The sequence below is a fragment of the Hahella sp. CR1 genome (assembly GCF_029813005.1).
Classification (GTDB): Bacteria; Pseudomonadota; Gammaproteobacteria; order Pseudomonadales; family Oleiphilaceae; genus Hahella.
In genome coordinates, this window is sequence record NZ_JAPELK010000005.1 from 104864 (window position 1) to 118585 (window position 13722).

The window sequence follows — 13722 nt, forward strand, 5'->3', positions numbered from 1 at the left end:
GTTCGGGCGCTGTTGGCAAGGAACTTCTGTTTCTGTAGTGGTATCAGGTAGTGAAGAGACGGGGATGAAAAATGCGAGTTTTAGTTATTGAAGACGACAAAGATGTAGCTGCCTATCTGAGTAAGGGACTCAAAGAAAGCGGATATGTGGTTGACGCCACTGAAAACGGAAAAACCGGCCTGCATATGGCCACGACCGAAAGTTATGATCTGCTGCTTGTGGATCGTATGCTGCCGGAGCTGGACGGCTTGTCCGTCGTGCGCATGCTGCGCGCTGGCGGCTCTAAAACACCCGTGCTGGTGTTAAGCGCGCTTGGCGAAGTGGACGATCGCGTTCAGGGCTTGCGCGCCGGCGGCGACGACTATCTGGTTAAACCCTTCTCCTTCAGCGAGTTGTTGGCGCGTATCGAAGCCTTGCTGCGTCGTTCTCAGCAGCAACAGGACGTCGTCACCACGCTGAAAGTGGCGGATCTGGAAATGGATCTGTTGGCGCGTACAGTCAAGCGCAATGGTTTGTCCATTGATTTACAGCCGCGGGAATTTCGTTTGCTGGAATACTTCATGCGCAATCCCGGTCAGGTTCTGACGCGGACTATGTTGCTGGAGAAAGTGTGGGATTATCACTTTGATCCGCAAACCAACGTTATCGATGTTCACATCAGCCGTCTGCGGGCCAAGATCGATAAGGATTTTGAGACACCCCTGTTGCACACCATTCGTGGAGCAGGGTACGTCCTACGTGAAGCTGCCTAAGCTATTACGCACCTCGGCATTTCAGTTCGCAATATTGTACATGCTGCTCTTCGCAGCCTCTGTACTCTTCCTTCTAGGCTTCATTTACTGGGCGACGGTAGGTTTCATGTCCGCCCAGTTCGACGAAACCATCCAGGCTGAGATTCAAGGACTGGCTGAGCAATATCGGCGGCAGGGGCTGCGCGGTATGGTCAGCGTCATGAATGAGCGTGTACTGAACGATCCTCAAGGCGAATCATTGTATCTGCTGGTCAATTCCGACCTGCAGCCGCTGGCGGGTAATCTGAATGAGTGGCCTGCTTTGGTGGAGGATGAAGACGGTTGGATCGGCTTTTATCTGAATCGTTCAGGAGGCCGCTTCGCAGCTCCCCACATGGCGCGCGCGCGCGTGTTCACGCTACGGGGCGGCTACCGCTTGTTAGTGGGGCGGGATATCTTTGATCTTTTCCGGGTGCGGGAGTTGATCGAGCGCTCACTGACCTGGGGGGTGGCCATTACCCTTGGATTGGCTTTTCTGGGGGGCGTGGCGCTGGCGAAAAGTACGCGACGGCGAATTGAAGCGATCACCCACACCAGCCGTCAGATTATGCAGGGTAACCTGTCATTGCGCGTTCCAGTGCGCGGCTCTGGCGATGACTTCGACGAGCTGGCGGATCACTTGAACCGTATGCTGGACCAGATCGAAGCCCTGATGGCGGGAGTTCGTCACGTCTCTGACAACATCGCACATGATTTGCGAACGCCATTGACCCGTGTCCGCGGTCGACTGGAGCTGTTATGTCAGAAGGATTTGCCTGAAGACGCCCGCGCCGTGGTGCAGGAAATCATCGGCGAGGCGGATCAGCTATTACAGACGTTCAATGCGTTGCTGCGTATCGCGCGTATCGAATCTGGCGGCTATAGCGCCAACTTCTCTGAGGTGGACCTGCATGGCCTGGTGGCCGACGCCGTTGAGCTGTATGAAGCTTTGGCGGCGGATAAATCTCAGACGCTGTCGCTGGACCTCGCCCAGGGCATTATCGTGAAGGGCGACCGGGATTTACTGTTCCAGGCTATCGCTAACTTGCTGGATAACGCCATCAAATATACCCCAGTAAACGGTAACGTCGGTGTCAGATTACGGGCGTTCGACCAAGCTGTTATCAGCATTTGGGATGAAGGCCCTGGTATTGCCGAAGACGAGCGCGACAAGGTGGTGCAGCGGTTTTATCGGGTAGATAAGACGCGGGGCTTGCCGGGCAACGGGTTGGGGCTGAGTATGGTGAAGGCCGTGTGCGAAATGCACAAAGGCGCGTTGGAGTTGAGGGATAACCAGCCTGGTTTGCGTGCTGAAATGAAATTACCTATCCCCAAAGCGCTGCCTGCTGCATCTGCGCCGGAGCAGGACTCGCCGGGAAAAACGCCCGCCTTGCCAAGCTGACGTTGAGAGGAGAGGGAAAGTCCTGCTCTTCCTCTCCTGCAGTCCTCTTCAATCGTGTCGAGAGAAAACTTAGTTCAGGCGTGATCTTATCAGGCTCAGAGTTTGTTTGAGCGGATAAGCGGCCGTTTCCAGGGTGGTATTCACGAGCCCTTCCACTTGCCTGCGCGCCCGCTCAATTCTGGCTTTCTGCACCCCTACGCGAGCGCTGATGCTATCCAGTTCGCCTTCAAGATGTTTTTGCTCCGCCATAATGAACGCCAGGACGGCGTGGCGATTTACTTTGTCTGTGACGCCGTAGTGTTCCAATTGGTAGCCGATGTAATCGAGCCCGTTCAATGCATTATTGAGAATATCTTGGGTCTTCATGATGAATTTTTCCCTGGGCTGTCCGCTAGGATAGGTGATGAGGTTGTGCAGAACCTACCTACAAAAAATAGAGGAGACAACCTAATTTTTCCATCCCGCCCCGGCCTTGCTGGGCCTGCCTGAACTGAGCGCTTTAGCTTTGTTGTTCCCGGTGGCGATCCACAAATCGCTGCAGCAGCAAATCCAATATGTGCTCGTAGGTTTCCAGCGGCGTATCCGTTAAATAAGCGGTATTGCCTGTCAAATGAAGGCTGACCATGCCATGCAGCAGACTCCATAGTTCGATCAACATGGTGCGGCGCTGATCGCCGGATGCGTTTAGGCCGACACGATCCAGTACTGACTGCAGACAAGTCTCAGCGAAATTGGCCACTTCCATGGAAAGCGCGTATTCCTGATTGGACAGAGGTTCTATGTCTGTTCCTTTGTATTCACGGAATTTTGGCGCGTGAGAGGAGAACATCAGCTCATAATGCTCGGGCTGGCTGAGTCCAAACTCAATGTAGCCGCGCATGATAGCGCGTCCGCGGGCGATGGCGTCTTGCTCCGCATCCGCTCTCTTCATCAGATAGGCGCGGAGTTTGCTGAAGCCCTGAATCATCAGGGTGACGTAGATTTCGTCTTTGCTTTGGTAGTAGTTGTAGAGGTTCGGCGCGGTCATGCCGAGGGCTTTGCCAAGCCTGCGCATGGTGAGGGCGGCGAATCCTTCCTGAACGATGAGGCGCAAGGCCACATCGAGAATATTCCTTTTAAGTTGCTCAACTTCTTCGGGGGGCCTGACTGGGCGCATTAGCTCTATCTAACCTGGGGTATTCCGATTGCATCAGATTAGTTCGTGACAATAACAGCGGCGGAACCCTAAATTCAACTATTGAATGCAGGAAAACGGGAATTTTTCATGATGAAAGTCAAGTATCCCTGAATATTCTCTGGAAACAGAAAGTTAAGTCATATTCTCAAACGAATACCGCCCTTTAAAAAAGGTTAATAATTAATCCACCTTGGGGCAATAAGCCATCCCGTAGTCTTAGCTCCAAGGATGGTGAAAAGAAGGTTTCACCCAAACGCGCAACGCACAGTGTTTTAGGTTTGTTTTTTTATGTGCCAGTTGACGTAGTTGTTGTCCTGCCCTTGAGTGTTGTTTTTTTTAAGAGCGTTAGCCACTGCCTAGATTATCCCCTGTTTTGCAGGGGATTTTTTTTGTCCGCCGCGATAGAATTTGACCCTGTACCAACGCCTCAGTCCCAGCTTACCGGTGGCCATCAAACAGGGGACATACGGCGCCAGTCAACTCATCGTGCAGATACGGCAGTTAATTTTCTTATGACGTTGAATTTCCGAGCAGTCATTCTGGGAACCGTTTTTGACCTTGGCGGTTCTATAATCGCCATTCGGCTCATAGCTGGCTTTTATCTTGCGATGATGCATGCAGGAGGCGCCTCCAAAGAGGAGCTTGAGGCATTCCTCGGCAACCCCAGCGACGCCTTTGCGCTAATGGCTATTCTGATAGGAGTAGGTATTGCTTTTGATGGTCTGGCGGGCTATCTGACAGCTAGAATGGCGGGATTCCTGGAGTATTGGCACGTTTTGGCCATGTGGGGGCTGCTGACGGTTATGCAGTTTGCGCTCAGTTCCGGGAGCGGGGAAAGCGACGCAACGTTGATTCCCTCATACGTGTTCGTTGTGGGTTATGTCGGCGGTTTGATTGCGGCGTTCACCGGCGCTTATCTTTTCAAAGAAAGCAAGCGTGAGCGTCCTTGAGCGCGCCCAGTTTATGGTGAGAACTTAAGATGAGTCGTTATCGCCCTCCCAGCCCTCCGAAAGCCCGTTATATCACCTCGGAAGGCGAGCGCACCTTGCGCGAAGAGCTACAGTATTTGTGGAAAGTAAAGCGCCCGGAAGTCACCAAGGCCGTGTCTGAAGCCGCGGCAATGGGCGACCGCAGTGAAAACGCCGAGTATATCTATGGCAAAAAACAACTGCGTGAGATAGATCGGCGCGTTCGCTACCTGACCAAGCGGTTGGATGAGCTCAAGGTGGTGGATCGTCCGCCGGAGGACCAAAGCCGGGTTTATTTTGGCGCCTGGGTGACCTTGGAAGACGAAGAAGGCGATGAGCATCGTTACCGCATCGTTGGGTCGGACGAGCTGGGCGCTCAAAAAGGTTACATCAGCGTTGACTCCCCTATGGCGAAGGCGCTGTTGAAGAAGCAAGTAGATGATGAAGTGATAGTGACGACGCCTTCCGGCCGGAAGTCCTATTTTGTAATTGAAATTGAATATTGCGGCGCGTAAAGCGTTTGGTTCCGCGGGTGACTATGATGTATGCGACTGCGCCACAGGCGCCTGTTCAGAGAAGTAAGTTTCATTGGATGTTCGGTCTGGCGTTTGTCGCGGGCCTGTATTTGTTGTTTGCGGATGTGGGGCCTCACAAAAGCTCCTCCATGCTGTACAACGCGCTTTGGGATTTCGGTCATGTCGTCTGGACCGCCGTTGTGGTGGCGTTGGCGTTGCGTCTACCGCAGATACGCCGATTCGGCGCTAATAGATTGTGGTTGCTGACGCCCGTGGCGGCGTTCGTATTCGCTGGCGTGGTGGAATTGATTCAGGCGCATATCGGGCGTTCTCCTTCATGGGGAGATGTGTTCGCGGATGTCGCTGGCGCCCTGATGGGATTGATGCTGGTGATGCCGTCGGAAGGCGTACGTCATCGCTCTTTCGTCGTCCTGCGTTGTGTCTTGGCTATCGCTGCGTTTTTGTACACATGCTTGCCGGTGGCGAAGGCGGTTAACATCTCACTGCATCAAAGCGCAGAGTTCCCTGTGCTGGCGGATTTTGAAACCGCCCGTGATCGTCAGCGCTGGACAGGACGGGTGATCAAACTTACCCGGGAGCACGCCAGCCATGGCGAGCAGGCGCTGTATATCGAATTGCGCAAACAGGATGTTTTCCCCGGCGCGTCTTTCATTGAGTTTCCTCACGACTGGACAGGCTATTCCAAGCTGTCGTTTTCCGTGTACGCAGAGAAAGACATGCATGTAGCTGTTCGTTTGGATGATGGGTTCTATTTGGACATGCCGACAGACAAGTTTGAGGACCGGGTTAATATTCGCCTTCAGGCCAAGAAGGGGTGGAATGACTACACCCTGGATTTTGACGAGTGGACCATGACTAAATCCGGCCGTCGTCTGGATGTATCAGATGTGCGCAACTTCTTCATCTTCACGACCCATGATTACGGCGCCAAGTGGATGATTGTTGATAACATCCGTCTGGAAAAGTAATTCACCTTGTGAACTTGGTCACGAATGACGGCGAAAGGCGCTGAACCCGCCTGCGTCGTCCATAGAATAGGACGATACCCTGATCAATATTTGCTGGGGATAGTCATGTTCACAACAAGAAAAATATTATTGTCTGTTACCGCATCCTTTTGCTTCTGTGCTCAGGCGATGGCGGCGGAAGCCCCTGTCGTTCAGGAGGGGTATAAAGAAAAGTCGACGCTTGAAACCTTTCCTTTGCAGTCTCTGGACTCTACCGCTTTATCCGCTGCTGTCATCGGTGGCTCTTTGGATGCTCCAGCGGCGGGAGAAGAGACTGATGCGCCTTTTGAACTAAAGGAACGTACTGCTCAAGCTGAAAAAAGGGAAACGCAGGATGAGTTTCGGGCGCTATCCATTCCCGCTGATGCGCCACAGCCTCGCTTCACGCCCGTGACGCCGACGACCCATATTTACGATTATCTGATTACGACAGAGCGCTAACTGCAGGCCCGAAGATCGTCGTTAGGCGGGTTGCATATCATCCAGTCCTGGCAGTGGTTTTTTCAGCACATCCTGATACATGAAGCGTAATGCCTTCAGTGCCTGTTTACAGCGTGCGGGCGAAGCGCTCAGTGTTGTAGCGACATAGCGCAGAAAGCGACGCACGTCTTTTTCGCCAAGTTCTTTTGGACTGCGGTTTTGATTAAAGGAAATGAAGCGATAAATCCAATGCAGGTAAGAGTGTTCGGTGCGGGGACTGAAGCCCTGCGACTCAATCGCCTGCTTCAACTGGCAAATAAATTCAGGTTCGTTCGGCAACATTAATTCAGCAGTTTCCATTACGATAACCTCGCTGGTTCTTCTTTTTATAATTATCCTTAAATTCTATTACAACGAAATGTTGCCTGCAAAGTTGGTTTGATGAAGCTTTTGCAAACTTTTGCCGGTTGATTATTTTGTTAGGTTTTTCGGGCTCTGAGATGAGCCTAATTGGAGAGACAAAGGGAAACGAACTCAGCGCCCGTTTCCCGGCAAGCGCTTAGCTGTAGCGCTTTTTCAGATCGGCGATGACGTCCACATAACGCTGCATCGCTTCATCTTTGGACACCCCTTGCAGCTTCGCCCAGGCATCGTACTTGGCGCGTCCCACGAAATCCATCATACCGGGACGGGAGCCGCTGACATCTCCCTCGCTGGCCTGTTTGAACAGCGCATACATTTCCAGCTTCATTTCATTGGAGGGAGAGAAGTCGCCCTCGGCGGTTTTGACGTAATTGAGCGCTTCTTCGAACGCTTTTTGTAAGTCACTCATTGCATAGTCCTTAACTGTTTGGGTGTGAAAGGGCATTATAGCCCGGCGGCAAAACTGACTGAAGGTCATTTAACCCCTCCGTGATCGGTTTCGTCGCCTGGGGCCCAATAATAAACGCAGGTAAAGAACATGAATAAATTAATGTCTATTGTCAGCAAAATTAATTTGTTGCCGGAGATCGCCCGCAGCAGAGCCTTGTCTCTGTTTTTCGGAAAGACGGTCAAGTACGCGGGAACTACGGGTATCGTCGTGGAAGAGCTTACCCAGCGCCGTTGCGTTATTACACTGAAAAATCGTCGCGCCGTGCGAAATCATATTGGCTCCGTGCATGCTGTCGCCAATGCGTTGATTGCGGAGTCGGCCACGGGTTTCCTGGTGGGAATGAACGTGCCGGATCACGCCGTGCCGGTCATTAAAACCATGAAGCTTGATTACGTGAAGCGGGCGAAAGGCGATATGCGCGCGGAAGCCCATTTGACGGAGGAGCAGGTACACGCGATTCAGACGCTTGAAAAAGGCGAGGTGACGGTGGCTGTCGCGATTACTGACAGTGAAGACAAAGAGCCGGTCATGGCGGAAATGATCTGGGCCTGGACGCCTAAGCGGCGCTGATCGCCAGCCGTCGCAAAAGTCTATTGGAGGAGGGCGAGATGCGGCTAGCGCCCGTCAGGCCGTCGCACTAGAATGGAGTCATCGCAACAGGCGTCTGCGTCGCCGTTCTGGCTGTCGCCCAGACGCTTTTCATTGCGTTTGATCGAAGTAAGTCGCGGAGGACATTTTGCCAGACCAACAACGCCATACTGACCGTACTGAAACCGCCAACGAACGATATGACTGGCGGCGAATCCGGAATATGGTGCTGGCCTACAAGCCGCAGTTGGCGAGGGCGAACCTGATCGCGGTGCTGGCTACATTGGCGGCGGTCCCTGTGCCGTTACTGTTGCCTTTGCTGGTGGATGAGGTATTGCTGGAGCAACCTGGTCCTGTGATTGCGCTGATTAACCAGTATTCTCCAGAGTCATTACACGGGGCTACGTTTTACATAGGCGTCATGGTGTTCGCCGCTCTGGTCTTGCGCTCGTTTTCTCTGCTCATGAATGTGTGGCAGGGCAGGCAGTTCGCCAGTATTTCCAAAGATATTATTTGCCGTATCAGGCAGGATCTATTGAGTCGCCTCAGCAGCATCTCCATGGCCGAGTACGAAGTCATGGGGAGCGGCGCGGTGGCGTCCCGCTATGTGACAGACCTCAATACCATTGATCAATTCATCGGCAGCTCGGTCAGCCGTTTGCTGGTGGCGTTGCTGACGATAGTCGGCACTGCGGCGGTGTTATTGTGGGTGCACTGGCAGTTGGCGCTGCTGATTCTGTTTTTTAATCCCTTCGTGATTTATCTGACCACGCGCCTCGGTAAAAAGGTCAAAGAACTCAAGCGCCGGGAAAATCAGGCGTTGGAGCTGTTTCAGGAAGCGCTGACGGAAACGCTGGATGGGATTCATCAGATCCGCGCAGCTAACCGTGAACAGCATTACATTCGTCGCCTTTTGGACCACGCCTGGGGCGTTCGCAATCACGCAGTGCAGTACGAATGGAAGAGCGACGCCGCCAACCGAGTCAGCTTTATGTTGTTTCTGTTTGGGGTGGATCTGTTTCGCGCCGCCGCCATGCTGACAGTGTTTTACTCCGATCTGAGTATTGGGCACATGTTTGCGATATTCGGCTACCTCTGGTTCATGATGGCGCCGGTGCAGGATATTTTGAGCATGCAGTACAGTTTCTACGCCGCCAACGCGGCGTTGGGACGCATTAATCAATTGTTGCAGTTGCGGCGGGAGCCGGTCTATCCGCCGCAAACCAATCCCTTTGCAGGAAAAAGGACCGTCGCGCTGGATGTGGAGAATGTGCATTTTTCCTACGGCGATGGCCCTGACGTGTTGCAGGGCGTGTCTTTGCATATCAATCCAGGGGAGAAGGCGGCGCTCGTCGGAGCCAGCGGCGGGGGGAAATCCACCTTGGTGCAGGTGCTGTTGGGGATGTATTCGCCTTCCCAGGGCTCCGTCCTGTTCGATGGCGTGCCGATTCAACGGATTGGCCACCATCGGGTGCGTGAGCATGTGGTCACGGTATTGCAGCATCCCACGTTGTTCAATGACAGTCTGCGACAGAATCTGACGATGGGACGACCGCATACTGACGCGCAACTCTGGCAGGCGTTGGAGGTGGCGCAACTGAAGGCGGTCGTGGAGAACTTGGCGGAAGGGCTGGATACCTTGGTCGGTCGGCAAGGCGTCAGGCTGTCGGGCGGGCAGCGGCAGCGTGTGGCGATCGCCCGGATGATTCTGGCCGACCCGCAAGTGGTGATTCTTGATGAGGCGACGTCGGCTTTGGATGCGGAAACCGAGTACAACTTGCATCGGGCGCTGGCGGACTTTCTCGATCAGCGCACCACACTGATCATTGCTCACCGCCTCAGCGCAGTGAAGCAGGCGGACCGTGTCTATGTATTTGAAGACGGCCGCATTGCCGAGGAAGGCAAACACGAAGAGTTGTTGCAGCAACGGGGTCTGTATGCGCAGCTTTATGGCGAGCGCCAGCACTGAGCTGGCCTCTGACGATTTTTGGCGATGAAAGGAGAAGCGTGTGCGTCAGGTCTATGAAGCCGCCAACGTCTTGGAAGCTCACATGATTAAAGGCGTGCTGGAGCAATCCGGCGTTACGGGATTTATCGACGGCGAGTTCCTGCAGGGTGGAATGGGAGAATTGCCGGCGGCGGGGTTGGTGAGGATTTCCGTTAATGACGTGGATTACGAGCAGGCCCGTTCAATTCTGCGAGATTGGGAAAACTCCCAAGTGCAAGACGCGCACACGCCGGCCAGTCAATTTACCGGGTGGATTGGCATCTTTTTATTCGGCTTCATCACCGGATTAGTCACTGCGTTTTGGTTGATGTAATTCGCATCACCCGCCCAGAGAGCTGAAATACAGATGGGCGCTTTTCTTGCTGAAATTCATTCTGCGACCATCCTCAAACTCCACCTGAAAGGCGTCGTCGAGATCGGCGATGACTTCACCCTCGCCCAGAATGCTGTGGCGCACCCGATCACCTGACCAGATCTGCTCAGGCTCCTTTGCGGCGGTCTGCGCTGGTTGTTCATAATTAACGTCGTGCCATTCGAGATAACGGGTGGCGATGGGCGTCAGTCGTTGCGTCGATTCGTAATGGCCTGAATCTTGGGTCTTAGATTGCTTGCGCTGATCCAGAAACGCGCCCACGGTCGTGGAAACGTCAATGCTGGCTTCTTTAACAAAGCGGCTGGGTTTGTCATCCTTGCTGAGCGCGGCCTTGCCGTTCAGGGTTGGAGTGAACAGATACAGGGCTTCTTTGGCTCGGGTCATGGCCACATACAGCAGACGCCGTTCCGCTTGCAGGTGGTCAACGATGTCTTCGCCGCCGCGCATGCTGTAGGGAAGATATTGTTCGTTCAGCCCGATGATCATCACCACAGGCCACTCCAGACCTTTAGTGCGATGCATGGTGGATAAGGTGACGCCGCCTTGCTGCTTCTGCGCTCCCGCCAGACGCCGCAATTCATCGAAATGCTGTAGCGTCTCCAACGACGGCAGGTTCAACGTGGCGAGGTAATGCTCAATGCCGAGCACGTTATTAATGCGCTCGTCAGCGGTTTCATGGGTGAGGGCAAGCTCCTCAAGGGTCTTGAACAACTCCGTATCGTCAATATAAAAGCGCACGATATCCGCGGCGGAACCTTTCATTTTCGGCAGGAGGCTCCAGGCTTGAGCGGTGCGCTTCAACTTGCGTTTTTGCAGGGCGTGGAGCGAGTCAGGAATCCATTCCAACAGCTGATCGCCCCAATGCGCGTCGTGTTGCGCCAGTATATGCGCCAGCTCGCGCAGGGTGTCGTCTTTCAATCCGACATGGGGGAAGCGCAGCAGTCCGGCGAGCACCTCCGCGCGCTTGTTTTCCTCCAGCATACTCAGCCGTCCCGACGCCATTTCCAGCACGTATTGGATGTGCATGACTTCGCGATTCGCCAGAGCGCCTTTGTCTCCGTCAATACGATAGGGAATGCGGTGGGCCAGAAGAGCCAACTCAATGGGCACGGCCTGGGACCAGACTCTGAATAAAATGGCGATCTCTTCCGGCTCGCAGCCGCTGTTAAGCTGTCGCCCTAATTGCAGCACCAGTTGGCGGGTTTCATCGCCGCCCTGCAGTACGTTGACCTCCGTGGCGGGCGTCCCTGTGTGGGAGCGACATAGAACATCCTTGCGTCCATGATTGTGAGTAATCAGGTGATTGGCGAGCAAGGCGACTTTATGGCCGTAGCGAAAGGTATACGAAAGAGTGAATTCACGAGGGCTTTCAAACTCCTCCGCGAAGCGATTGAGAATGAACTCCGGTTGCGCACCGCGAAACTCGTAGATGGTTTGATCAGGATCGCCTACAACGGTCACCCGGGCGCGTTTACCGGCGATATAACGCAGCAGTAAGTGCTGGATCTCGTTGGTGTCCTGATATTCGTCCACCAGGATCACATCCATTTTGTCCGCGACCAGTTTTACCAGATCCGGGGACTCCTGCAGACATTTGACCGGCTCGTAAAGCATGTCGGCGAAACTGATGCGCGCATGCGACTTGCGCCAGGCTTCAAAGCCGTTGACGACTTCAATGAGAAACGCGAGTTCTTTGCGATATTCCAATTGTTCGAAGACGGTCTGCAGTGGCAGCAGCGACGTTTTGCTCATATCCAGCAGACGAGAAGCCAGCTCAATGAACTCTTTCTTATTGCGCTTGACGCTGTCCTGGTGCGATTCGGGTGCGTGCCGACGCAGCAATTGCCAGAGCTGGAAGTGAATCTCCTGATCCGACAGCACTTGCCCTACAAACGCCGGTAGCACACCTTCGCGGATGAAGCGCTGATACAGGCGTAATCCCATGGCGTGGTAAGTGCGGACTTCCGGCAGTTCGCGGTAATGCGCGCCCGCAACTTCGCGCAGCTTGCGCTCGAAGTCTTCTTTGGCTGCGCGGTTGAACATCAATATCAGAATACGGCGCGGATCATGTCCCTGGTCCATCAGATGATGGATTCGGTGAGCGAGAGTGGTTGTTTTGCCGCTGCCGGCGACGGCGGTGATAACGCTGTGCTCAAAGCCGGACTGGATGATCCGCTGCTGCTCTTCGGTTAACTGCATGCTCGCCTGATAGTGATGGTTGGAGAGACCGGGCTCATAGGCCCCTGATCGAGGGGCCTAAGTTTAACCACAGGAGAGGTTGGCCTCCAGCCTAATTTCAGACGTGGGGAGTGGGATTATCCGCTGTTGCGGGATTTGTCTATATGGCCCAGTGACTTATCGGGGCAGGCGGCGTCTCGGACAATCTGTTTTAGTGTCGCGACATCAGGAAAGCCGCCATGCACACTGCGATCCCAGATAGTCTCTGCGTCACAGAGTATTTTGAATTCGCCTTTGCCGGCGGGAACCAGGGCGACTTCTTCAAGTTCGTCGGTAAATGTCGTCAGCAACTCCTGCGCCATCCAGGCGGATCGCAGCAGCCAGCCGCACAGAGGGCAGTAACGTATGGATATTTTGGGTTTCATGGTGTGGTCCGCATATTCCGCATAAGTTTTTCCCTATTATAAATTGCAGGTGAGACGACGGTGGAGTGCGGTAAGCATCGTCGAGCGCCTTTATTTCCAACGCGAATAATAATTAAGACATAAGCAGCGGCATAGGAAACAAACATGCTTTGCATTCGATACCGTCAACTCCCCCTATTTTCTCTTCTTTTCGCCTGCAGGATGGGCGTTGAAATTTCTTGGACGCTATTGTCGAAAATGCTGTGCGCGCTGTCGATCAGCGTTGTGGTAAGCGCCTGCAGTTCACACCCGTCCCAACAGCAAACGGCGGTGTTAACGGCGGAACAGCCGACCGAAGTCATTGTGGCGACACAGCAGGGCGACCAAGGGCGTCTGCGCAGTTTGCTGGCCTCGGGCAGTCCAGTGAATGTCGTGGCCCCAGTGGGTTCCGCTTTGGATGTCGCAGCTCAAAATGGCGATACGGAAGCGGTGATCGCATTGCTGCGAGCAGGCGCAGATCCTAATGTGGGGCTCCGCGCAGGTGCGCCGTCACCCTTGCACTACTTGGCTGAGAGGGGCGACGCCACTGGCGTAAAGGTGCTGGCGGCGGCCGGCGCCAAGCTGGATTACCCGATGGCGAATGGCGCCACAGCGCTGGCGCTGGCGGTGCAAAATGGCCACCTATCCACCGCCAAGGCGCTGATAAAAGCAGGCGCTGACGTCAATGTCGTCTATGCGGGACGGTCTCTGTTGATGTATGTGGTGGAGCAGAACTCTCTATTGATGGCGCAGCTCTTGGTAGACGCCGGCGTTGACGTTAACTATCGCAACGCCACTGGCGACTCCGCGTTGAGTACGGCGCAACGCAAAGGTTTACAGGACCTGCAAATGCTGTTGTTGCAGTCTGGCGCCCGCTCCTAGCTGAGGTTGGATAAAAATCGAACTGCGTCCTAGACTGATAAAGGGCGCAGAAAATAACAATCAGCGTGGCGTTCGCCCATTTCAATGCGCTGCGGT

At 54.1% G+C, this 13722-nt stretch carries 16 protein-coding genes; 10 read left to right on the plus strand and 6 right to left on the minus strand.

Annotated features, from left to right (window positions below; translation table 11 throughout):
- The first annotated feature begins 71 nt into the window (after positions 1-71).
- Together ONV78_RS13640 and ONV78_RS13645 are read left to right on the plus strand one after the other, a co-directional pair.
- Entirely contained in the window at positions 72-752 is a 681-nt protein-coding gene (locus tag ONV78_RS13640; protein WP_216738855.1) for a response regulator transcription factor, read from the plus strand.
- Positions 739-2172, plus strand: a complete 1434-nt coding sequence (locus ONV78_RS13645) for a HAMP domain-containing sensor histidine kinase (RefSeq protein WP_216738854.1) — start codon at positions 739-741, stop codon at positions 2170-2172. The genes ONV78_RS13640 and ONV78_RS13645 overlap by 14 nt, the downstream gene beginning before the upstream one ends.
- A gap of 69 nt (positions 2173-2241) precedes the next feature.
- Here ONV78_RS13645 and ONV78_RS13650 read toward each other — a convergent pair whose 3' ends face one another.
- On the minus strand, positions 2242-2538 hold the full coding sequence (locus ONV78_RS13650) for a hypothetical protein (RefSeq protein ID WP_216738853.1): 297 nt from the start codon (positions 2536-2538) through the stop codon (positions 2242-2244).
- 133 nt (positions 2539-2671) lie between these two features.
- Positions 2672-3271 carry a TetR/AcrR family transcriptional regulator gene (locus ONV78_RS13655; RefSeq protein ID WP_279503810.1) on the minus strand — a complete coding sequence of 200 codons (600 nt, stop codon included), beginning with the start codon at positions 3269-3271 and terminating at the stop codon, positions 2672-2674.
- 590 nt (positions 3272-3861) lie between these two features.
- On the opposite strand from ONV78_RS13655, the gene ONV78_RS13660 reads away from it, so the two are divergent.
- The 4 genes from ONV78_RS13660 (at position 3862) to ONV78_RS13675 (ending at position 6301) form a co-directional block, all read left to right on the plus strand.
- Entirely contained in the window at positions 3862-4299 is a 438-nt protein-coding gene (locus tag ONV78_RS13660) for a hypothetical protein (RefSeq protein ID WP_279503812.1), read from the plus strand.
- A 29-nt stretch (positions 4300-4328) separates the two neighbouring features.
- Positions 4329-4832 carry a transcription elongation factor GreB gene (greB, locus tag ONV78_RS13665; RefSeq protein ID WP_216738850.1) on the plus strand — a complete coding sequence of 168 codons (504 nt, stop codon included), beginning with the start codon at positions 4329-4331 and terminating at the stop codon, positions 4830-4832.
- Between the two features lie 17 nt (positions 4833-4849).
- On the plus strand, positions 4850-5821 hold the full coding sequence (locus ONV78_RS13670) for a VanZ family protein (RefSeq protein ID WP_279503815.1): 972 nt from the start codon (positions 4850-4852) through the stop codon (positions 5819-5821).
- 129 nt (positions 5822-5950) lie between these two features.
- Positions 5951-6301: a hypothetical protein gene (locus tag ONV78_RS13675; RefSeq protein WP_279503818.1), complete on the plus strand. Its 351-nt coding sequence runs from the start codon at positions 5951-5953 to the stop codon at positions 6299-6301.
- Positions 6302-6322: 21 nt separating this feature from the next.
- On the opposite strand, the gene ONV78_RS13680 is transcribed toward ONV78_RS13675, so the two are convergent.
- Both ONV78_RS13680 and ONV78_RS13685 read right to left on the minus strand, forming a co-directional pair.
- Positions 6323-6640: a site-specific integrase gene (locus tag ONV78_RS13680; RefSeq protein WP_216738847.1), complete on the minus strand. Its 318-nt coding sequence runs from the start codon at positions 6638-6640 to the stop codon at positions 6323-6325.
- A gap of 199 nt (positions 6641-6839) precedes the next feature.
- A complete protein-coding gene (locus tag ONV78_RS13685) occupies positions 6840-7112 on the minus strand; it encodes an acyl-CoA-binding protein (RefSeq protein ID WP_127968214.1) in 273 nt (90 codons plus the stop codon).
- 129 nt (positions 7113-7241) lie between these two features.
- On the opposite strand from ONV78_RS13685, the gene ONV78_RS13690 reads away from it, so the two are divergent.
- The 3 genes from ONV78_RS13690 (at position 7242) to ONV78_RS13700 (ending at position 10063) form a co-directional block, all read left to right on the plus strand.
- Positions 7242-7724, plus strand: a complete 483-nt coding sequence (locus ONV78_RS13690; RefSeq protein WP_216738846.1) for a DUF4442 domain-containing protein — start codon at positions 7242-7244, stop codon at positions 7722-7724.
- A gap of 166 nt (positions 7725-7890) precedes the next feature.
- On the plus strand, positions 7891-9711 hold the full coding sequence (locus ONV78_RS13695; RefSeq protein WP_347815414.1) for an ABC transporter ATP-binding protein: 1821 nt from the start codon (positions 7891-7893) through the stop codon (positions 9709-9711).
- Between the two features lie 40 nt (positions 9712-9751).
- Positions 9752-10063, plus strand: coding sequence for a DUF2007 domain-containing protein (locus ONV78_RS13700; RefSeq protein WP_216738845.1), 312 nt, complete (start codon positions 9752-9754; stop codon positions 10061-10063).
- A gap of 6 nt (positions 10064-10069) precedes the next feature.
- Here ONV78_RS13700 and ONV78_RS13705 read toward each other — a convergent pair whose 3' ends face one another.
- Positions 10070-12322: an ATP-dependent helicase gene (locus ONV78_RS13705; RefSeq protein WP_279503822.1), complete on the minus strand. Its 2253-nt coding sequence runs from the start codon at positions 12320-12322 to the stop codon at positions 10070-10072.
- 116 nt (positions 12323-12438) lie between these two features.
- Complete coding sequence (locus ONV78_RS13710) at positions 12439-12726, minus strand: SelT/SelW/SelH family protein (protein WP_279503823.1); 288 nt, start codon at positions 12724-12726, stop codon at positions 12439-12441.
- A 144-nt stretch (positions 12727-12870) separates the two neighbouring features.
- Here ONV78_RS13710 and ONV78_RS13715 point away from each other — a divergent pair, with 144 nt between their 5' ends.
- Positions 12871-13626: an ankyrin repeat domain-containing protein gene (locus ONV78_RS13715; RefSeq protein ID WP_279503824.1), complete on the plus strand. Its 756-nt coding sequence runs from the start codon at positions 12871-12873 to the stop codon at positions 13624-13626.
- The last annotated feature ends 96 nt before the right edge of the window (positions 13627-13722 follow it).